Annotated in this window: 21 protein-coding genes and 1 tRNA gene; 11 read left to right on the top strand and 11 right to left on the bottom strand. The window is 57.3% G+C overall.

From position 1 onward, the window contains the following. Positions 1-41: 41 nt before the first annotated feature. The 7 genes from dedD to pdxB all read right to left on the bottom strand — a co-directional run bounded on the left by dedD (position 42) and on the right by pdxB (position 6,843). Complete coding sequence (dedD, locus tag IM290_RS07890) at positions 42-737, bottom strand: cell division protein DedD (RefSeq protein ID WP_193042321.1); 696 nt, start codon at positions 735-737, stop codon at positions 42-44. Continuing rightward, the gene (gene folC / locus IM290_RS07885; protein ID WP_023295092.1) at positions 727-1,995 is read right to left on the bottom strand and encodes a bifunctional tetrahydrofolate synthase/dihydrofolate synthase; all 1,269 of its coding nucleotides are present in this window, start codon (positions 1,993-1,995) and stop codon (positions 727-729) included. Before folC ends, dedD begins: the two co-directional genes overlap by 11 nt. A 70-nt stretch (positions 1,996-2,065) precedes the next feature. Further along, positions 2,066-2,971: an acetyl-CoA carboxylase, carboxyltransferase subunit beta gene (gene accD, locus IM290_RS07880; protein WP_014884667.1), complete on the bottom strand. Its 906-nt coding sequence runs from the start codon at positions 2,969-2,971 to the stop codon at positions 2,066-2,068. Positions 2,972-3,125: 154 nt separating this feature from the next. Then, positions 3,126-3,785: a DedA family protein gene (locus IM290_RS07875; protein WP_003861406.1), complete on the bottom strand. Its 660-nt coding sequence runs from the start codon at positions 3,783-3,785 to the stop codon at positions 3,126-3,128. 28 nt (positions 3,786-3,813) lie between these two features. Then, entirely contained in the window at positions 3,814-4,626 is an 813-nt protein-coding gene (truA, locus tag IM290_RS07870) for a tRNA pseudouridine(38-40) synthase TruA (RefSeq protein ID WP_063623984.1), read from the bottom strand. Further along, entirely contained in the window at positions 4,626-5,639 is a 1,014-nt protein-coding gene (locus tag IM290_RS07865) for an aspartate-semialdehyde dehydrogenase (protein WP_015572252.1), read from the bottom strand. The genes truA and IM290_RS07865 overlap by 1 nt, the downstream gene beginning before the upstream one ends. A gap of 67 nt (positions 5,640-5,706) precedes the next feature. Then, a complete protein-coding gene (gene pdxB / locus IM290_RS07860) occupies positions 5,707-6,843 on the bottom strand; it encodes a 4-phosphoerythronate dehydrogenase PdxB (protein WP_193042322.1) in 1,137 nt (378 codons plus the stop codon). Positions 6,844-6,954: 111 nt separating this feature from the next. Here pdxB and flk point away from each other — a divergent pair, with 111 nt between their 5' ends. Then, positions 6,955-7,959, top strand: coding sequence for a flagella biosynthesis regulator Flk (gene flk, locus IM290_RS07855; protein ID WP_045349109.1), 1,005 nt, complete (start codon positions 6,955-6,957; stop codon positions 7,957-7,959). Positions 7,960-8,038: 79 nt separating this feature from the next. Here the strand turns inward: flk and srlD are convergent, their stop codons facing one another. Genes srlD through srlA form a run of 4 tightly spaced genes read right to left on the bottom strand, consistent with a single transcriptional unit; the run spans position 8,039 to position 10,727 of the window. Further along, positions 8,039-8,818 (bottom strand): sorbitol-6-phosphate dehydrogenase, encoded by a 780-nt coding sequence (srlD, locus tag IM290_RS07850; RefSeq protein ID WP_017382786.1) that lies wholly within the window; start codon positions 8,816-8,818, stop codon positions 8,039-8,041. Positions 8,819-8,832: 14 nt separating this feature from the next. Beyond that, positions 8,833-9,195 (bottom strand): PTS glucitol/sorbitol transporter subunit IIA, encoded by a 363-nt coding sequence (srlB, locus tag IM290_RS07845; RefSeq protein WP_017692786.1) that lies wholly within the window; start codon positions 9,193-9,195, stop codon positions 8,833-8,835. A gap of 12 nt (positions 9,196-9,207) precedes the next feature. Next, on the bottom strand, positions 9,208-10,167 hold the full coding sequence (locus IM290_RS07840; protein WP_193042629.1) for a PTS glucitol/sorbitol transporter subunit IIB: 960 nt from the start codon (positions 10,165-10,167) through the stop codon (positions 9,208-9,210). Continuing rightward, a complete protein-coding gene (srlA, locus tag IM290_RS07835; protein ID WP_193042630.1) occupies positions 10,164-10,727 on the bottom strand; it encodes a PTS glucitol/sorbitol transporter subunit IIC in 564 nt (187 codons plus the stop codon). The genes IM290_RS07840 and srlA overlap by 4 nt, the downstream gene beginning before the upstream one ends. Positions 10,728-10,978: 251 nt before the next feature. On the opposite strand from srlA, the gene mltB reads away from it, so the two are divergent. The 10 genes from mltB (at position 10,979) to IM290_RS07785 (ending at position 20,739) form a co-directional block, all read left to right on the top strand. After that, on the top strand, positions 10,979-12,079 hold the full coding sequence (gene mltB, locus IM290_RS07830) for a lytic murein transglycosylase B (protein ID WP_015571672.1): 1,101 nt from the start codon (positions 10,979-10,981) through the stop codon (positions 12,077-12,079). Positions 12,080-12,369: 290 nt separating this feature from the next. Next, a complete protein-coding gene (locus tag IM290_RS07825) occupies positions 12,370-13,023 on the top strand; it encodes a metal ABC transporter ATP-binding protein (RefSeq protein ID WP_193042631.1) in 654 nt (217 codons plus the stop codon). Next, entirely contained in the window at positions 13,020-13,880 is an 861-nt protein-coding gene (locus IM290_RS07820; protein WP_015571669.1) for a metal ABC transporter permease, read from the top strand. Before IM290_RS07825 ends, IM290_RS07820 begins: the two co-directional genes overlap by 4 nt. 14 nt (positions 13,881-13,894) lie before the next feature. Beyond that, entirely contained in the window at positions 13,895-14,773 is an 879-nt protein-coding gene (locus IM290_RS07815; RefSeq protein WP_193042632.1) for a metal ABC transporter substrate-binding protein, read from the top strand. A gap of 130 nt (positions 14,774-14,903) precedes the next feature. Continuing rightward, positions 14,904-15,401, top strand: coding sequence for a nicotinamide-nucleotide amidase (gene pncC / locus IM290_RS07810; RefSeq protein WP_193042633.1), 498 nt, complete (start codon positions 14,904-14,906; stop codon positions 15,399-15,401). A gap of 89 nt (positions 15,402-15,490) precedes the next feature. Then, entirely contained in the window at positions 15,491-16,549 is a 1,059-nt protein-coding gene (gene recA / locus IM290_RS07805; protein WP_015571667.1) for a recombinase RecA, read from the top strand. 68 nt (positions 16,550-16,617) lie between these two features. After that, the gene (recX, locus tag IM290_RS07800; protein WP_017382782.1) at positions 16,618-17,118 is read left to right on the top strand and encodes a recombination regulator RecX; all 501 of its coding nucleotides are present in this window, start codon (positions 16,618-16,620) and stop codon (positions 17,116-17,118) included. A gap of 131 nt (positions 17,119-17,249) precedes the next feature. Continuing rightward, a complete protein-coding gene (gene alaS / locus IM290_RS07795; RefSeq protein ID WP_193042634.1) occupies positions 17,250-19,877 on the top strand; it encodes an alanine--tRNA ligase in 2,628 nt (875 codons plus the stop codon). Positions 19,878-20,118: 241 nt separating this feature from the next. Continuing rightward, on the top strand, positions 20,119-20,304 hold the full coding sequence (csrA, locus tag IM290_RS07790) for a carbon storage regulator CsrA (protein WP_000906486.1): 186 nt from the start codon (positions 20,119-20,121) through the stop codon (positions 20,302-20,304). 342 nt (positions 20,305-20,646) lie between these two features. Further along, positions 20,647-20,739, top strand: a tRNA-Ser gene (locus IM290_RS07785). Positions 20,740-20,762: the final 23 nt, after the last annotated feature.

Raw genomic sequence — 20,762 nt, 5'->3', positions numbered from 1 at the left:
CTCCCTCAAGGGAGAGGGTTAGGGTGAGGGGGTAATTTCTATCAGTTTGCGCTGTAGTTCATCACCACACCGCTCAGGCCGGAGATTTGCTTCAGCTCGCCAAGCGAACCTTTGAGCTTATCTTTAGACGCATCCGGCCCGACGAGGATACGGGTAATTTTACCCTTTACCGGCGTGGTGGGTGAAGTATAAACACGGTATCCCGCGCCGCGCAGTTTACTCACGATCTCATTGACCTTATCTGCATTTTTCAACGCACCGAGCTGAACGACATAGGCTTTACCCGTAGGGGCGGCCTCCTGCTGGGTCTGTTTGGCCGGTGGCGGCGTTTCCGTTGCCGCAGCCAGCTGCTCGTCGGCTTTGTCACGCTGCGGTTTAGGCTGCGTTTTCTCTACCGGCTTCGGTTTTTCAACCGGTTTGGGTTGCTCTACCGGTACAGGATCGATTTCAACGTTGTTATTCGCGGCCAGACGCGACGGATCAAGAGACGGCGCGGCTGCATCACCTGCGCGCACCTCTTCCGCTGCACCTTCTGGCGGCTGGGCAGGCAGCGCCTGCGTTGCCGCTGGCAGCATATCGGGCTCGTCGCGATCGCCCGGTTTGGGTACCAGCGGAATGGCCGCAAATTCATCCTGGTAATGCTTTTTTTGCCCGTCGAGCAGTCCCGGGAGAATAATCACCCCGAGCGCGACCAGCACAATGGTTCCTGTTAAACGGTTCTGAAACTTACTCGCCACCGGTTCTCCCCGCGTCCATCACTTCCATGACATGTGCCACCGTGTGGAATGACCCACACACCAGCACGGTATCTTCTGGTTTAGCCTCCGCCATCGCGGCACGCCAGGCCGAAACCACACTGCTGTAGATTTCGCCTTTGCCGAGATGCTCCATCAACTGCTCAGCAGTCGCGCCGCGCGGCCCTTCCAGAGGAGCACAATACCAGCTATCGACCACACTCTCCATGCAGGCCAGCGTGCCGCCGATATCTTTATCATGAAGCATACCGATAACCGCCAGCACGCGCCCGGTTTTTGGTAACGATTTGAGACGTCCTGCGAGGTACGCCGCCGCATGCGGATTATGTGCAACATCCAGAATCAGACGCGGCGACTCACTCACAATCTGAAAACGTCCCGGCAGCAGTGCGTTCTGAATGCCATCGCGGATCGCCTGCTCGCTTACCGCTAATCCGCTGGCGCGCAGGGCTGCCAGCGCAGTCGCCGCGTTAGGCTGTGGCACCTGCGGCAGCGGCAGATTCTCCAGCACGCCCTGCGCATCGCTGAAGCGCCAGCCTTTGTCCTGCACCTCATACTGCCAGTCCACGCCGCGACGCAGCAGACGAGCGCCCTTCTCTTTCGCTACCTCAGCAATGGTATGCGGCATGTCCGGTTCGCCTACCACGGCAGGCTTATTGGCCCGGAAAATACCGGCCTTCTCACGGCCAATGCTCTCGCGGTCCGGGCCCAGCCAGTCGGTGTGATCCAGCGCGATGCTGGTGACGACGGCGACATCCGCATCCACCATATTGGTGGCATCCAGACGCCCGCCCAACCCCACTTCCAGGATCACCACGTCCAGTTGCGCCTGCTTAAACAGCCACAGCGCCGACAGGGTGCCGTATTCGAAATAGGTTAATGAGGTTTCGCCGCGCGCAGCTTCGATAGCGGCAAACGACGCCGTATGGGCGGATTCCGCCAGCTCGGTGTTTTGCACGCGCACGCGCTCGGTATAGCGCACCAGATGCGGCGAGCTGTAAACGCCAACCTTGTACCCCGCAGCCATCAGGACAGATTCCAGCGTGCGGCAGGTGGTGCCTTTACCGTTAGTGCCGGCCACGGTAAATACGAAAGGCGCGGGTTTCAGCACGTCAAGACGCGCGGCAACCTGGCTTACGCGCTCAAGGCCCATGTCGATAGTTTTACTGTGCAGGTTTTCCAGATAAGAAAGCCACGCGGCCAGGGGCGACGTGGCTTGAGGAATGCTTTTATTTTCCATGATGCCCGGTTGTCATTAACGGTTTAGAAAGCAAAAGGGCAGCGCCATTCGGCCCTGCCCTTTTCAGTTATCAGGCCTCGGGTTCCTGATCCGGTACCACCACGCCTTCGCGCGGCTCGTCCGGGTTCGGCGCCGGCAGATTCATCAGCTTCGCCAGGACGCTTGCCAGTTTCAGGCGCATTTCCGGACGGCGGACGATCATGTCGATGGCGCCCTTCTCAATGAGGAACTCACTGCGCTGGAAGCCCGGCGGCAGTTTCTCACGTACGGTCTGCTCGATAACGCGAGGACCCGCAAAGCCGATCAGCGCTTTTGGCTCAGCGATGTTCAGGTCGCCCAGCATCGCGAAGCTTGCAGAAACGCCGCCCATGGTTGGATCGGTCAGTACCGAGATGTACGGCAGACCGCGCTCCTGCATTTTCGCCAGCGCCGCAGAGGTTTTCGCCATCTGCATCAGGGACATCAGCGCTTCCTGCATACGTGCGCCACCGGAGGCGGAGAAGCAGATCAGCGGGCAGTTGTCTTCCAGCGCCTGCTCAACGGCACGCACGAAGCGCGCGCCAACCACAGAGCCCATTGAGCCGCCCATAAAGGAGAACTCAAACGCGGCGGCAACCACCGGCATCTCGTGCAGGGTGCCTTTCATGACGATCAGCGCATCTTTCTCGCCGGTCTCTTTCTGTGCAGAGGCCAGGCGATCTTTGTATTTTTTGGAGTCGCGGAACTTAAGCACATCTTTTGGCTCCAGTTCGCTGCCCAGTTCTACCAGAGAACCTTCGTCCAGCAGGCTATGCAGGCGGTTGCGCGCCGACATACGCATATGGTGGTCACACTTCGGACACACCTCAAGATTGCGTTCCAGCTCTGCGCGATACAGAACCTGGCCGCAGCTATCACACTTCGTCCATACCCCTTCAGGAATGCTCGCTTTACGCGTTGGGGTAATGTTGCTTTTAATTCGTTCAATCCAGCTCATTGATAACCTTTCTGCCTGAACCTGGTCGTATGCCAGTTTTGCTGTAAGAGGCGAATAATGCCATTTTTGCCTCCAACAGACCATGAATGTTGCACATTAAAACATAACAGCCCGAAACTTTGGATAAAAAAGTGGTCGAACCGCCAGCGTGCATTTACTTCGCTTGCTTTGCCGCCGCGCGTTTGTGACGGATAATTTCGATGACGCCAGGCAGTACGGAAAGCACAATAATCGCTACAATCAGTAACTTAAGGTTTTCCTGAACCACCGGCAGATCGCCAAACAGGTAGCCTGCATAGGTGAACAGCAGCACCCACAGCAGCGCGCCCACCACGTTGTACATGGCAAAATGACGATAGGACATGTGACCCATTCCCGCCACAAACGGTGCAAATGTACGCACAATAGGCACAAAACGGGCAAGGATAATGGTCTTACCGCCATGGCGCTCATAGAACGCATGGGTCTTATCTAAATAACTGCGGCGGAAAATCTTCGAGTCCGGATTACTGAACAACCGCTCGCCAAACACCCGCCCGATGGTGTAGTTGACCGCATCACCAACAATCGCGGCGATGATCATCAGGACGACCATCAGATGGACATTCAGGTCATTCGTTGGCAGTGCGGATAACGCGCCCGCCACGAACAGCAGTGAATCTCCCGGCAGGAACGGCGTAACCACAAGGCCGGTTTCACAGAACAGAATGAGGAACAGAATGGCGTACACCCAGACGCCGTACTGCGCGACCAGCTCCGCCAGGTGAACATCAATATGCAGGATGAAATCAATCAGAAAACGTATTACGTCCATATTGTCTAAGCCCTAATTGCACCTTTGTTTAGTCCGCTAAAAACAGCGGGCCCATTGGCGGTTTTGGCAGGTCGAACCGGTCCGGATAATCCACCGAAACCAGATACAGCCCTTCCGCTTTCGCCGTTGCTGCCGCAAGCGTTCTGTCCTTCGCTGCCAGCAGTTCTGCAATCCAGCTCTCCGGCTGGTGTCCGGCGCCCACTTCCATCAGGCTGCCTACAATATTCCGCACCATATGATGTACAAAGGCATTGGCTTTGATATCCACCACCACATACGCGCCATAACGACTGACGTTAATGTGCATGACGTTACGCCACGGCGTACGGGACTGACATTGCACCGCACGAAACGACGTAAAATCATTCTCTCCAATCAGACACTGCGCCGCACGCTGCATACGTTCTGCATCCAGCGGTTCATAAAAATGCGTCACGCCCTGGCTTAACACCGCCGGGCGCAGGCGCTGGTTATAGATGACATAACGGTAGCGCCGCGCCGTCGCGCTGAAACGCGCGTGAAAATCATCCGGCACAGCTTTCACCCAACGCACGGCAATGTCACCAGGCAAATTCGCATTTACACCCAGCGTCCAGGCCGCGTCTTTGCGCACGGCGGTGGTGTCAAAATGCACCACCTGCCCCGTGCCGTGAACGCCGGCATCGGTGCGGCCCGCACAGAAGACGCTTATCGGTTCATTCGCCACCTGAGAGAGCGCTTTCTCCAGCTTCTCCTGGACGCTGCGCACCTCATTCTGCCGCTGCCAGCCATAGTATTTACTGCCATCGTATTCAATGCCGAGGGCAATTCTGTGGACCGGCGTTTGTTCCACATCTGACATCAGTACAGATACTCCTGCACCAGTTTTTCCGCGATTTTGACCGCCATCAGCGCGCCGCCAAAACGCACGTTGTCGGCAACGGACCAGAACTGCACCTGCTCCGGCATACCGTAATCGTTACGCACGCAGCCCACAGAGAGATGCGCGCTGCCGGTGGCGTCGCCCACCTGCGTCGGGAATTCGCTCTCTTCGGACAGGACAATGTCCTCACCGCGGCCAAACGCGTCGCGGGCTTCTTCAGCCGCCAGCGGACGCAGGGCTTCAAACCCGACCATCTGCGCGTGGCCGTAAAAGACCGGAGACTGCACGACATTCGCGGAGATCATCAGCCCGTCATCCTGCAAAATTTTGCGTGCTTCATCGACGATACGACGCTCTTCCCGCACCGAACCTTCACGATCCGGCAGAAGCGGCAGCATGTTGAACGCCAGCTGGCGGCCAAAGAAATCATCTTCGTCGATCGGGATACCGTTCAGCAGCTTCGCGCTCTGCCCTGCCAGTGCGTCTACGGCTTTTTTACCGTTAGCGGAGGCTGAAAGCAGGCTGGTCACGGAAATACGCGACAGGCCACCGTCGTCGATCAGCGGCTTCAGCGCGGTCAGCAGCTGGCTGGTGAGGCTGTTCGGTACTGCAATGATGTTGCGGTTGCGGTAGTCAGCCAGCACAAACGGGTTGACGTCCGGCACCACCAGCGGCACATCCGGCTCCAGGGAGAACAGGCCGCTCAGGTCGATCACCAGACAGCCTGAATTTGTCGCTTCTTCAATGTAAGACGCCGTGGCTTCCGCCCCTGCGGCAAAAAACGCCAGCTGAGCCTGCGTCCAGTCAAACGCGGCGGCATCCTGCACCATCACGGATTTGCCGCCGAAACGCAGATGTTCTCCTGCGCTGTCGGTACGCGCCAGTGCGTAAATCTCACCCACCGGGAACTGACGCTCAGCAAGGGTTTCAAGCAGGGCTTCGCCCACGGCGCCAGTGGCACCCAAAATGGCAATGTTCCAGCCTTCAGACATGGTGGTTTACTCCAGAAATAAAAAAGCGTCCCTGCCGGAATATCCGACAGGGAGCATTAAGAAGACATTAACGTGCCGGGTGGTGAACGGCGTTAAATCCCAGTTTATGCAGCAGCCCCGCCGCTGACGCGTCATCGCACATGACATACAGGGAAGACCACTCGCGGCGCTCAAGGTAATTTTTGCGCAGCTTGTCAAACTCACCCGGAATACCCGCCACTTTACGCAGCAGCGCGTCATCGCGGCGCACATCATACACCAAATGCACCAGTCTTTTCAGCGTTGCCTCATCCAGCGGGCCATGAAGGGTAATGCGGCCGAATTCCGGGGCGGGCAGAAGCGTATCCAGCGCCACCTGCTGCGGATGGCCGATAAAGGCGCTGTAAGCCTCAAACACCTGGGTTGTGCCACGCGCTTTGCCTTCAAGCGTGTAGCCAGCGATATGCGCGGTGCCCACGTCCACCTTGTTGAGTAGCTCAACGTTGAGATCCGGCTCGGGTTCCCAGACGTCCAGCACCACGCTGAGGTTTTGTAGTTCGTTCAGACATGCCAGCAGCGCCGCGTTATCCACCACCGGTCCCCGGCAGGCATTTATCAGAATAGTGCCAGCCTTCAGACGGCGGATCAGCTTTTCGTCGGCCAGGTGCAGAGTCTTGTACGGCCCCTCTTTAAAGAGCGGCGTATGGAAGGTGATGACGTCGCACTCGTCGACCAGCTCATCCAGCGTGCGGAAGTCGCCTTCATCGCCGTTATCCTTACGCGGCGGATCGCACAGCAGGGTGCGGATGCCCCAGGCTTCCAGACGCTTTTGCAGACGTCCGCCCACGTTGCCCACCCCTACAATCCCGACGGTGCGGTCTTTCAGCGCAAAACCATCGCGCTCGGCCAGCATCAATAGCGAGGAGAAAACATATTCCACGACGGCAATGGCGTTACAGCCTGGCGCCGCGGAAAAACCAATCCCCGCCTGCTTAAGCCACTTGTCATCCACATGATCGGTCCCGGCCGTTGCCGTCCCGACAAATTTTACCCCTTTGCCGGTGAGCAGCGCCTCATTTACTTTGGTCACCGAGCGCACCATCAGGGCGTCTGCATCGTCCAGTTCGCTGACCGGAATCGGGCGACCAGGGACAGCCTTAACCTCACCCAGGCGGCTGAACAGCTCACGGGCGTAAGGCATATTTTCATCAACGAGGATTTTCACGTCTGAGTACCTGTTTGAGAGGAAGTAAACCTGCCAAGTGTGCCATAATCTCGCCGCCGGGCATATATCTCCGCCCGGTTACGCAGAGTTTGACTTTAAGGATTTTTGACGATGCAGCCCATTTCAGGTACGCCTCCGCGCCCTCCGGGTGAAGGCCCCGTAACGCCCAACACGCCAGGCGAACAACCGCTCTCCACGCAGCAACGCACCGTACTGGAGCGTCTGATCACGCGTCTTATTGCGTTAACCTCACAGCAAAACGCAGAGGTATGGGCCGGCGTTAAGCACGATTTGGGCGTAAGAAACGATGCGCCGCTACAGTCGCGCCATTTCCCTGCCGCCGAACAAAACCTTAACCAGCGTCTTACCAGCGCACAGCAGCAACATACTACCCGCCAGATTATCTCGCAGCTGACCGAGCTATTGGGCCAGGGGAATAATCGCCAGGCGGTGAGTGATTTTATCCGTCAACAGTACGGTCATACCGCCCTGAGCCAGCTTTCGCAAGAACAGCTGAAAACCGTGTTGACCCTGCTGCAAAGCAATCAGCTTTCTATCCCGCAGCCGCAACAGCGCCCGTCTACAGAACGGCCATTGCAGCCTGCGGAGCATAATACGCTCAAGCAGATGGTCACTAAGCTGGCTGCCGCTACCGGCGAACCCACAAAGCTTATCTGGCAATCCATGCTGGAACTTTCCGGTGTGAAAGCGGGCGAGATGATCCCGGCAAAACAGTTTACCCATCTGGTCACCTGGCTCCAGGCGCGTCAGACGCTCAGCACCCAGAGCGCCCCGACCCTGCACAGCGTACAGGCGGCGCTGAAACAACCGCTGGAACCGCACGAGTTCGATACGATCCGGGATTACGCTCAGCAGAGCTGGCAGGCTACGCCGCAAACGGTGCTGACCACTGCGCAGGTGCAGGATGTGCTCAATCAGATCTTCATTCGCCGCGCCGAGCGGGAAGGCGGCATGCCGGAGGTAAGAAACATTCAGCCGATCTACAGCCCGCTGTTTGCCCCCGTAGTTGATACGTTCAAAACGCTTTCTGCCCGTCCGGGATTGATGTTTATCGCGTTGGTGATTGCGCTGGCGATTTTCTGGCTGGTTGCTTAAAACTGCCGGGTGGCGGCTGCGCCTTACCCGGCATACGGGGATTGTAGCCCGGTAAGCGCAGCGCCACCGGGGAATGAACTCAGAACATCACCTGCCCACCGGTGACGTTAATCGACTGCCCGGTGCAGTACGAGGCTTTCGGGCTGGCGTAAAACAGCAGCATGTTCAGCACGTCCTGATAATCGCACCCGCGCTTCAGCGGCACTTTGTCGATGTAGTACTGTTCGACGTCCTCCGCTTTGATGCCTAGTTTGGCGGCATACTGCGGCAGTAGGGACTGGAACATCGGAGATTTCAACAGGTTACCCAGCATCAGTGCGTGAACGGTAATGCCGTATTCGGCCAGATCCAGCGCCAGAGACTGCGTCAGCCCGACGCCGCCAAACTTCGCCGCGCTGTAGCCGGAGTTGTGCTTGCTGCCCACTTTCCCCGATTTTGAGTTGATCTGAATGATGCGCCCCTGAATACCGTCGCGGATCATCAGGCGGGAAAATTCTCGGGCGCAGAGGAAATAGCCCACCAGATTCACCTGCAACGAACGGTCAAAATCCCCCAGTTCGAAATCGCTGATAAAGGCCGCTTTCGCGATCCCCGCGCTGTAGACCAGCAGATCGGTGCGACCAAAAATCTCATCCACGCCGCGGGCCAGCGCCATCACGCTCTGCTCGCTGGTGGCGTCGGCGCCAAATCCATACGCCATCCCTTCGCCAAATTCGGTGTTGATGGCGTCCGCTACGCGGGCGGCTTTCTCACTCTGAATATCCACGACCGCCACGCGGTAGCCCTCTGCGGCAAGCCCATGGCAGAGGAACTCGCCTAAGGTTTGTCCCCCACCAATGACAACGGCAACCTGACTCATGTGTCTCTCCTTTATTACGAAATAAATTTTAACGTGCAGCCTGGGGTGACGGCCTGCGGAACCGGCCCCTCAACGTGAACCGTGCCGGGATACTCCGCCCGCGGCTGGCCGTCGAAACGCAAGGTGATGTGCCCCAGCTCGCGCAGGTTTTGCTCGGCGACGTCACCGACGGCGGTTACGGCATAGCGCGCCTTGCCCAGCTCCAGCTGGCCACCGGCCTTCAGCTCGCCGTTTAACTCGCCGTGGCAGTGGATAAAGCAAAACTCTTCGATATCTGCCGGGGCGCCTTCGCGGAAGGTGATCAGCATCTGGTCGCTCAGCGCATCGGCCGCGCTCTGGCCGATGCGGGTAATGGTGGTCTGGTAAATCACGGTCATGGCAGGAACCTCTTATTGATAAATAAAGCCGGAGACAAACCAGGCAATTAGCACCGTTGGCGCGCCCGTCAGGAAGCGGCTCACCAGCACGGAGGGGACGCCCACGCGCACGGTCTCCTGGCGCGCTTCCGCCAGCGACAGCCCGACGGGGATGAAGTCGCACGCCGCCTGAGCGTTAATGGCAAACAGGGCGGGCAGGGCGAGGTGCGGGGGAATATTCCCCAGACCAATCTGCACGCCAATCAGCACGCCGATGACCTGGGCAATCACCGCGCCCGGGCCGAGAAACGGCGACAGCAGCGGGAAGGAGCAGATCAGCGCCAGCGTCACCAGGCCGAGCGGGTGGCTGGCGAGCGGGGCGAGGCCGTGGGCAATCCAGTCGCCGAGGCCGGAGGCCATGATGATGCCGATCAGCGCCGAGACGAACGCCATAAACGGCAGAATGGTTTTCAGCACCGTGTCGATGGTGTCGCGCCCGGACTGGAACAGCACCGCCACGGCGGACCCCATCCCCATCCCGACCTTCGCCAGCAGGCCGTCGCTCTGCTCGGTGATTTTTTTGCTGGTGTCGTACTCGCGCGGGGCTGCTTTTTGCGGCGCGGGTGTGCCATTCACCAGCGTGATGTTGTCCTCCTTCACGCCCGAGACATAAATGTCCTCAAGGATGTACTGCGCCAGCGGGCCTGATTTGCCCGTGGAGTGAATATTCACCGTCGGAATGCGGCGCTTCGGGTAGATGCCGCAGCGCAGGGTGCCGCCGCAGTCGATAACCGCCACGCCGATTTCCGCTTCCGGCGGCTCACCCTCTTTGAAGCCGTCGACTGCTTCCCAGCCGGTCAGCTCGCGCAGCGTGTCGACGATCGCCGGGCGCGTGCCGGCGGTGATGTAGACGATCTTTTTGCCTTCGGTGGCGTCGAACTCCAGCGGGCCGCCCCAGCCGCCCGTGCCTTTCTCTATGCGGATCCGGTTCATACTGTGGCTCCTGAAAGCTGGACTTTCTCATCAAGCTGAATGCCCATTTTTTTCTCAAAAATGGCGGTAGTGAGGTCCGTTACCCAGCCGCGGAAGAAGTTAGTCACCAGGCCGACCAGCAGATAGCTCACCGCCAGCGGGCCGAGCGGCAGTCCCAGCGTAGTGAGACCGCTGGCAATCCCGAGGTAAACAAACAGCTCGCCGGGGTTAATGTGCGGGAACAGGCCGTTCATTGAATGGCAGCTGTAGGAGGCGGCGGCGTAATAACTCGGCTTGTACTTCTCTGGCATAAAGCGGCCGAGGCTTAAGGTCATCGGGTTGCAGAACACAAAGGTGCCGATGAAGGGCAGGATCAGGTAGCGGGACAGCGGATTGCCGGCACAGCGCTGGGCGAAGCGTTCAATACGCTGCTGGCCGATAAAGTTAATCAGGGCGTTCATGATCACCAGCAGGCTGATCAGCAGGGGCAGGATCCCGCTCACCATGCCGGTGAATACCTCGCCGCCTTTCTGAAACAGCCCGATGAACCACTCGGCGCCGTGGGTGATGGTTTCTATCATTCTTCTCTCCTGTAGGGCGTTTGTTTTTGTCTATCTGCGGCTAATAATAATCACTTTGAAAGGTTTTAAAGTGTTAATCAGGTCTCACAATGAAAGAAAAATGTATTATTTTGAAAGTTTATTGGTGAGGTGAATAATTTTTGGTGGAAAAAAGCGCGGATTTGCGCTGAGGGGGTGCGTACCGCTTCCTTGAGGAGTTGGGGATGCTTTACCATACTGGGTTCTTACCGAACTCGTTAAATGGATGCCACATGTTCAAGCGTCGTTATGCAGCGCTGTTGCCTGCGCTTATTCTCCTGTCCGCCTGTAGTAGCAAACCCAAGACCGAAGCCGCTCAGCCAACGGCGGGCGCGCCTTCCGGAGGATTCCTGCTGGAGCCGCAGCACAATATGATGCAGATGGGCGGCGACTTCGCGAATAACCCTGCGGCCGAACAGTTCATCGATAAAATGGTGAGCAAGCACGGTTTTGACCGCCAGCAGCTGCATGCCATTTTGTCTCAGGCGAAGCGTCTGGACTACGTGCTGCGCCTGATGGACAGGCAGGCGCCGACAGCCCAGGTTCCGACCGGGCCAAACGGCGCGTGGCTGCGCTATCGCAAACAGTTTATTACCCCGGACAACGTGCAGAATGGCGTGGTGTTCTGGAATCAGTATGAAGACGCCCTGAACCGTGCGTGGCAGGTCTATGGCGTGCCGCCGGAGATCATCGTCGGTATTATTGGGGTCGAGACCCGCTGGGGACGCATTATGGGTAAAACCCGCATCCTTGATGCGCTGGCGACGCTCTCCTTCAACTACCCGCGCCGCGCCGAGTATTTCTCTTCCGAGCTGGAAACCTTCCTGCTGATGGCGCGAGACGAACAGGACGATCCGCTCGATCTGAAAGGGTCGTTCGCCGGGGCAATGGGCTACGGCCAGTTTATGCCGTCCTCCTATAAGCAGTACGCGGTAGATTTTAACGGGGATGGTCACATCAACCTGTGGGATCCCGAAGACGCCATTGGCAGCGTGGCCAACTACTTCAAAGCGCATGGCTGGACGCCGGGCGGCCAGGTGGCGGTACAGGCGAACGGCGAAGCGTTTGGTCTGGAAAACGGATTTAAAACCAAATACAGCGTGGCGCAGCTGGCTGCGGCAGGCTTAACGCCGTCGCAGCCGCTGGGCAATGTTGACCAGGTGAGCCTGCTGCGCCTGGATGTCGGAACCGGTTATCAGTACTGGTTCGGGCTGCCGAACTTCTACACCATTACCCGCTACAACCACAGCACGCACTATGCGATGGCGGTGTGGCAGCTGGGGCTGGCGGTGTCTCAGGCGCGTGTGCCGGCAGCGTCACCGTTTAGCCAGTAAGTTACCCTGACGGGTAGGCCGGGTAAGGCAACGCCGCCACCCGGCATGGCTGCCCGCACCCTGACCCTCTCCCACGGGAGAGGGAAGTTTGCAGAAACATTTCGCCACACTCCCATTTCACTCCCACCGTTTACATCTTAATCGATTTTCATTATTGTTATGTTATAACATTATTTTTGAATTGAGATTTCCATGTCCCTGTTTTCTCTCTCATCCCCGGTTCGGCTGCTGCTGGCGCTGGTGCTCATTCTGTTTCTCGGCCTGGCCGTGCGCTGGGCGGTGGCGTTGCCATGATCGTGATGAACGACCTGGTGGCGGGTTACGATCGCCAGCCCGTTACGCGCGCGCTGTCCGGCGTGATTGAACGCGGGAGCATGACCGCCATCGTCGGGGCCAACGGCTGCGGCAAATCCACGCTGCTGAAAACGCTCGCCGGCTTTCTTCCGCCCGTCAGCGGTACGTTTCGCTGGCAGGGGAGACGTCCGGTGGTGGGCTGGCTGGCGCAGCGTCACGCGCTGGAGGCGCAATTTCCTCTGACCGTGCAGGACGTGGTGAGTATGGGCTGCTGGCCAGCAATCTCACTGTTTGCCGGTTTTCGTCGGGATACCCGCATGCGCATTGCTGGCGCGCTGGAGCGCGTGGGGCTGGAGTCCATGGCGTTCTCTACCATAGATGAACTTTCCGGCGGCCAGTTTCAGCGCATGCTGTTTGCCCGCGTTTTGGTGCAGCAGGCGCCGCTGGTGATGCTGGATGAGCCTTTCACCGGCGTCGATGAAGCGACCTGCAACGTGCTGATGGATCTGATGCTGGAGATGTATATGCAGGGGCAGACCCTGCTGGCGGTACTGCACGACAGCGAACGCGTCTCGCGTCACTTCCCACAAACGCTACGGCTGGATGCTGATACGCCGCACTGGAAAACCGAGCGGGTGAGGGTGGCATGATCTGGCATCTCTTCTTCCAGCCGTTTATTGAGTACGGCTTTATGCGGCGCGCGCTGGTGGTTTGCCTGGCGCTCTCCGTCAGCACCACTGCGCTGGGCGTATTTCTTCAACTGCGTCGGATGAGCCTGATGGGGGACGCTCTTTCTCACGCCATTTTGCCGGGTGTCGCGGTGGGCTATCTGCTCAGCGGGATGTCGCTGCTGGCAATGACTGTCGGCGGGTTTATTGCCGGGATCGCCGTTGCGCTGGTGGCCGGGCTGGTCAGCCGCCGCACGCCGCTTAAAGAGGATGCCAGCTTCGCGGGGTTTTACCTGGGCTCGCTGGCGCTGGGCGTCACGCTGGTGTCGCTGCGCGGTTCAAATGTCGATCTGCTTCATCTTCTGTTTGGCTCCATTCTCGCCGTGGATAGCGCGTCAGCCCTGTTCGTGACGGGCGTTTGCATGTTCACGCTCCTCACGCTGGCGATTTTTTATCGGGGGCTGGTCAGCGAAGCGTTTGATACCGCGTGGTTGCAGGTGAACGCGCGCTGGCTGCCCGGGATGTTACACGGTCTGTTTCTGGCGCTGCTGGTGCTCAACCTGGTAGCCGGTTTTCAGGTGCTCGGCACGCTGATGGCCGTCGGGCTGATGATGTTACCCGCCGTGGCGGCACGCTGCTGGGTGCGCACATTGCCAGGGTTACTTTTGATGGCGGGTATCAGCGGTATTTTTTGCGCGTGGCTGGGCTTAAGCCTTTCCTGGGCAGTGAGTCTGCCCGCCGGGCCCTCCATTGTGCTGACCGCCAGCGCATTGTTCTTTATTTCAGTTTTATTTGGCACGCGCAGCAGGCTGGCGGATAGCCTGCGGGCGCTTTTTTAACGCAAGGGGAAACGATGAAACGTACAGGATTAGCCGTGGCGCTCGCGCTCGGCATGATGACGCACGGCGTAATGGCGAAAACGCTTAATGTGGTGACCAGCTTTTCCATCCTGGGAGACATCACGCAGCAGGTTGGCGGCGATCGTGTGAAGGTGACGACGCTGGTGGGGCCGGACGGTGATCCCCATACTTTCGAACCTTCGCCCAAAGACAGCGCGGCGCTGAGTAAAGCTGACATGGTGGTGGTCAATGGGCTGGGGCTGGAGGGCTGGCTCGACCGTCTGGTGAAAGCCTCCGGATTCAAAGGCCAACTGGTGGTTGCTTCGGACGGCGTGAAAACGCACACGCTGGAAGAGGACGGTAAAACCGTGACCGATCCGCACGCGTGGAACAGCGCGGCGAACGGCGCGCTGTATGCGCAAAATATTCTCTCAGGGCTGGTGAAGGCCGATCCTGAAGATACGGCGGCGCTTGAAGCTACCGGTAAACCCTATATTGCGCAGCTCTCTCAACTGGACGGTTGGGCTAAAAAGCGTTTCAGCGACATCCCACAGGCGAAGCGCAAAGTGCTGACCAGCCACGACGCCTTCGGCTATTTCAGCCGCGCCTACGGCGTGACGTTTATGGCGCCGCAGGGGCTGTCGTCTGAGAGTGAAGCCAGCGCGGCGCAGGTAGCGGAGATCATCAATCAGATTAAAGCTGACGGCGTGAAAACCTGGTTTATGGAAAACCAGCTTGACCCACGCCTGGTGAAGCAGATTGCGACCGCCACGGGCGCCCAGCCGGGTGGTGAACTTTACCCGGAAGCGCTGTCCGCGAAGGGCGGCGTGGCGGACACCTACGTCAAGGCGTTTCGCCACAATGTGGACACCCTCGCTAACAGCATGAAATAAGCGTCTCTCTGGCCGATGCGTCCGCATCGGCTTTTTTCTGAAGCCCCCTCGTAAAACCCGACGCGCATCCCCATATTTGATGAGAAAGTGCTATCTTGTGCTGCATGTTTTTCTAAGGCCTGGAGCGAGAATGACTGACCATGAATTGATGCAGCTAAGCGAAGTGGTGGGGCTGGCGCTGAAACAGCGCGGCGCGACTCTCACGACCGCAGAATCCTGCACCGGCGGCTGGGTGACGAAAGCAATTACCGATATTGCTGGCAGTTCCGCCTGGTTTGAACGCGGCTTTGTGACCTACAGTAACGAGGCGAAAGCGCAGATGATCGGCGTGCGTGAAGCCACGCTTGAGCAGCATGGCGCGGTCAGCGAGCCGGTGGTGATCGAGATGGCGATTGGCGCGCTGAAAGAGGCGCGCGCAGATTACGCTATCTCCATCAGCGGTATCGCGGGGCCGGACGGCGGCAGCGACGTGAAGCCTGTCGGCACCGTCTGGTTTGGCTTTGCCACCTCAAAAGGTGAAGGGATCACCCGCCGGGAATGCTTCAGCGGCGACCGCGAAAGCGTGCGTCGTCAGGCAACGGAATACGCGTTAAAAACGCTCTGGCAACAATTTCTACAAAATACTTGATACTGTATGACCATACAGTATAATTGCCTCAACAGAACAGAAGTCCATGGTGAAGCGCAGTTGCTTCTCCCGGCATGACAGGAGTAATAATGGCTATCGACGAAAACAAACAGAAAGCGTTGGCGGCAGCACTGGGCCAGATCGAAAAGCAATTCGGTAAAGGCTCCATCATGCGCCTGGGTGAAGACCGTTCCATGGATGTGGAAACTATCTCCACTGGTTCGCTTTCTCTTGATATCGCACTGGGCGCTGGCGGTTTGCCGATGGGCCGTATCGTAGAAATCTACGGTCCGGAATCCTCGGGTAAAACTACCCTGACGTTGCAGGTTGTTGCGGCGGCACAGCGCGAAGGTAAAACCTGTGCGTTTATCGATGCCGAGCACGCGCTGGACCCGGTCTATGCCCGTAAACTGGGCGTTGATATCGACAACCTGCTGTGCTCCCAGCCGGACACCGGCGAGCAGGCACTGGAAATTTGTGACGCGCTGGCGCGCTCAGGCGCGGTTGACGTGATCATCGTCGACTCCGTTGCGGCGCTGACGCCAAAAGCGGAAATTGAAGGTGAAATCGGTGACTCTCACATGGGCCTCGCGGCACGTATGATGAGCCAGGCGATGCGTAAGCTGGCGGGTAACCTGAAGCAGTCCAATACGCTGCTGATCTTCATCAACCAGATCCGTATGAAAATTGGTGTAATGTTCGGTAACCCGGAAACCACCACCGGCGGTAACGCTCTGAAATTCTACGCTTCTGTCCGTCTGGATATCCGCCGTATCGGTGCGGTGAAAGAAGGGGATAACGTAGTCGGTAGCGAAACCCGCGTGAAGGTTGTGAAGAACAAAATCGCAGCACCGTTCAAACAGGCTGAGTTCCAGATCCTCTACGGCGAAGGTATCAACTTCCTCGGCGAGCTGGTTGACCTGGGCGTGAAAGAGAAGCTGATTGAAAAAGCGGGCGCATGGTACAGCTACAACGGTGACAAGATTGGTCAGGGTAAAGCGAATGCTATCTCCTGGCTGAAAGAGAACCCGGCGGCGGCGAAAGAGATTGAGAAGAAGGTGCGTGAACTCCTGCTGAACAACCAGGACTCTAAACCTGATTTCGTGGTCGACGGCGCGGATGCTGAAGAAACCAACGAAGACTTTTAATCCTCTCGGATAAAAATGAAGGGCTGCTGATGCGGCCCTTTTTGCATTTCTGAATCGACAGGTTTTTTATGAGTGAACCGACATCACGCCGACCAGCCTACTCACGCTTGCTGGATCGGGCCGTGCGTATTCTTGCCGTGCGTGACCATAGCGAACAGGAGCTGCGGCGGAAACTGTCAGCGCCCGTCATGAGCAAAAACGGTCCGGAAGACATTGATGCCACCGCGGAAGATTATGACCGCGTGGTTGCCTGGTGCTACGAGCATCACTATCTGGATGACGGCCGTTTTGCCGCTCGCTTTCTTGCCAGCCGTGGTCGTAAAGGCTATGGGCCAGCGCGTATCCGCCAGGAGCTGAACCAGAAAGGGGTAGCCCGTGAATCGATTGAAAAAGCCATGCGCGAAAGTGAAATTGACTGGTGCGAACTGGCGCGTGAGCAGGCGGTACGAAAGTACGGTGAGCCGCTGCCGCGTGAATTTTCAGAAAAAGTTAAAATCCAGCGCTTTTTGCTCTACCGCGGCTTCCTGATGGAAGATATTCAGGATATCTGGCGTAATTTTACCGATTGAACGCATGCGGGATTTTACTTCCCACTAAAGAAAACTTATCTTATTCCCACTTTTTCCAGTAGCTGGTCCGTCCAACTGTTTACAGATACAGATCTGCTGCGACATTTCGTTAGCTTGATTTCAGGATAATTATGAGCAAGAGCACCGCTGAGATCCGTCAGGCGTTTCTCGATTTTTTCCATAGTAAGGGACACCAGGTTGTTGCCAGCAGCTCCCTGGTACCGAACAATGACCCGACTCTGCTGTTTACCAACGCCGGGATGAACCAGTTCAAGGATGTGTTCCTTGGTCTCGACAAGCGTAATTATTCCCGCGCCACAACCTCACAGCGTTGCGTGCGTGCGGGCGGTAAACACAACGATCTGGAAAACGTCGGTTACACCGCGCGCCACCACACCTTCTTCGAAATGCTGGGTAACTTCAGCTTCGGCGACTATTTCAAACACGACGCCATTCAATACGCGTGGGAACTGCTGACCGGTGAAAACTGGTTCAATCTGCCGAAAGAGCGTCTGTGGGTGACCGTGTATGAGACCGATGACGAAGCGTTCGACATCTGGGAAAAAGAAGTGGGTATCCCGCGCGAACGTATCATCCGTATCGGTGACAACAAAGGCGCGCCTTACGCGTCTGATAACTTCTGGCAGATGGGCGACACCGGCCCTTGCGGTCCGTGCACCGAGATCTTCTACGATCATGGCGACCACATCTGGGGGGGCCCTCCGGGAAGCGCGGAAGAAGATGGCGATCGCTACATTGAGATCTGGAACATCGTCTTCATGCAGTTCAACCGTCAGGCCGACGGCACCATGGAGCCGCTGCCAAAACCGTCCGTAGATACCGGTATGGGCCTTGAGCGTATCGCGGCCGTTCTGCAACACGTTAACTCCAACTATGAGATTGACCTGTTCAGCACCCTGATCAAAGCCGTTGCTGAGGTAACGGGCGCAACCGATCTGAGCAACAAATCACTGCGCGTTATCGCAGACCATATTCGTTCCTGTGCGTTCCTGATTGCTGACGGCGTTATCCCGTCGAATGAAAACCGTGGCTATGTGCTGCGTCGTATCATTCGTCGTGCGATCCGCCATGGCAACATGCTGGGCGCGAAGGACACTTTCTTCTATAAACTCGTTGGGCCACTGATTGGCGTGATGGGCTCTGCCGGCGATGAGCTGAAACGCCAGCAGGCGCAGGTTGAACAGGTTCTGAAAACCGAAGAAGAGCAGTTTGCCCGTACGCTGGAGCGCGGTCTGGCGCTGCTGGACGACGAGCTGGCGAAACTCAAGGGCGACACGCTGGATGGCGAAACCGCTTTCCGCCTGTACGACACCTACGGCTTCCCGGTTGACCTGACGGCTGACGTTTGCCGCGAGCGCAACATCAAAGTTGACGAAGCAGGCTTTGAAGCCGCAATGGAAGAGCAGCGTCGTCGTGCGCGTGAATCCAGCGGTTTTGGCGCGGACTACAACGCGATGATCCGCGTTGATAGCGCGTCTGAATTTAAAGGCTACGAAGAGCTGGCCCTGACCAGCAACGTGACCGCGCTGTTTGTTGACGGTAAAGCCGTAGACAGCATTAGCGCGGGCCAGGAAGCGGTTGTTATCCTGGATAAAACGCCGTTCTATGCGGAATCGGGCGGCCAGGTTGGCGATAAAGGCGAACTGAAAGGCAATGGCTTCAGCTTCAGCGTAAGCGATACCCAGAAATACGGTCAGGCAATTGGTCACCAGGGCAAACTGGTTTCCGGCTCTCTGAAAGTGGGCGAGGGCGTTCAGGCCAACGTTGACGAAGCTCGCCGCGCGCGCATTCGTCTGAACCACTCGGCAACCCACCTGATGCACGCAGCCCTGCGCGAAGTGCTGGGTACGCACGTTGCACAGAAAGGTTCTCTGGTTAATGACAAAGTGCTGCGTTTCGACTTCTCGCATTTTGAAGCAATGAAGCCGTCTGAAATTCGTGCGGTGGAAGACCTGGTGAATGCCCAGATCCGCCGTAACCTGCCAATCGAAACCCACATCATGGATCTCGAGGCAGCGAAGAAGAAAGGTGCGATGGCGCTGTTTGGCGAGAAATATGACGACCGCGTTCGCATGCTGAGCATGGGCGACTTCTCTACCGAACTGTGTGGCGGTACTCACGCATCCCGCACCGGTGACATCGGCTTGTTCCGCATCGTTTCCGAGTCGGGGACGGCGGCAGGCGTGCGTCGTATTGAGGCGGTGACCGGGGAAGGCGCGATTGCCAGCCTGCATGCGCAGAGCGACCAGCTGCACGAGATCGCGCAGCTGCTGAAAGGCGATAGTCAGAACCTGGGCGAAAAAGTGCGTGTCGCGCTGGATCGTACCCGTCAGCTGGAAAAAGAACTCCAGCAGCTGAAAGAACAGGCTGCGGCGCAGGAGAGCGCAAACCTCTCCAGCAAAGCGGTAGACATTAAGGGCGTCAAACTGCTGGTCAGCGATCTGGCGGGCGTTGAGCCTAAGATGCTGCGTACCATGGTCGACGATCTGAAGAACCAGCTTGGTTCGACGGTTATCGTGCTGGCAACGGTCGCAGAGGGTAAGGTTTCTCTGATTGCGGGCGTCTCTAAGGATGTGACGGATCGTGTTAAAGCAGGGGAACTGATTGGCATGGTCGCCCAGCAGGTGGGTGGCAAAGGTGGCGGTCGTCCGGACATGGCGCAAGCCGGTGGTACGGATGCGGCGGCACTTCCCGCGGCATTAGCCAGCGTTGAAAGCTGGGTAAGCGCGAAACTGTAATAACTACAAAGCACAAGCAGACGCCATAGCGGTAACGTTATGGCGTCTTGCTCACTACGCTATCGATAACGATAAAGTCAGGTTGAGTTTGTGTATATCGGCTAAACTTACGTTTAACAGAATGTGATGCCGTGACTGCTTACACTTTACGTGTTTGTCATCGCTTACTTTTTGGCGTTATATGATGGATAATGCCGGGATACAAGAGACCCGACTCTTTTAATCTTTCAAGGAGCAAAGAATGCTGATTCTGACTCGTCGAGTTGGTGAGACCCTCATGATTGGGGATGAGGTCACCGTGACAGTTTTAGGGGTAAAGGGTAACCAGGTACGTATTGGTGTTAACGCTCCTAAAGAAGTATCTGTCCACCGTGAAGAGATCTACCAGCGTATCCAGGCTGAAAAATCCCAGCAGTCCAGTTACTGATATTGTCGCGTCTCGCTGTCGGGCGAGACGCAACCCTCCTGCTATTTTTCCTGCATAAAGTTACCGTTCTATTTCAAACGCTTCGTTTTTGACCACTCTCATAATCTTATCTCATCCAAAAGACGCGCTTCTCTCAACACAATTCTGTGAAGATGCCTGCAAAATCCGCTTATAAAACACTCTCTTTGCGGCTTTTACATGCGAATTGCGTGCGAATTGCGCAAACGAAAAAAGCATGTGGAAAATTGTTTGACTTATAAGTCCCAGAAAGTAATATATGCGCCACGCAGCGACGAGAAGCTCTTAACGAGTTGCTCGAAGCACTCGAAAGAGGCGTTGTGTGGTGAGGTGGCCGAGAGGCTGAAGGCGCTCCCCTGCTAAGGGAGTATGCGGTCAAAAGCTGCATCCGGGGTTCGAATCCCCGCCTCACCGCCATTTTGCATCCGTAGCTCAGCTGG

This window comes from Enterobacter cloacae complex sp. S1, from assembly GCF_014930525.1.
Classification (GTDB): domain Bacteria; phylum Pseudomonadota; class Gammaproteobacteria; order Enterobacterales; family Enterobacteriaceae; genus Enterobacter; species Enterobacter hormaechei_C.
Note: the sequence above shows the minus strand (reverse complement) of the source record. Positions and strands in the feature narration are given on the sequence as shown.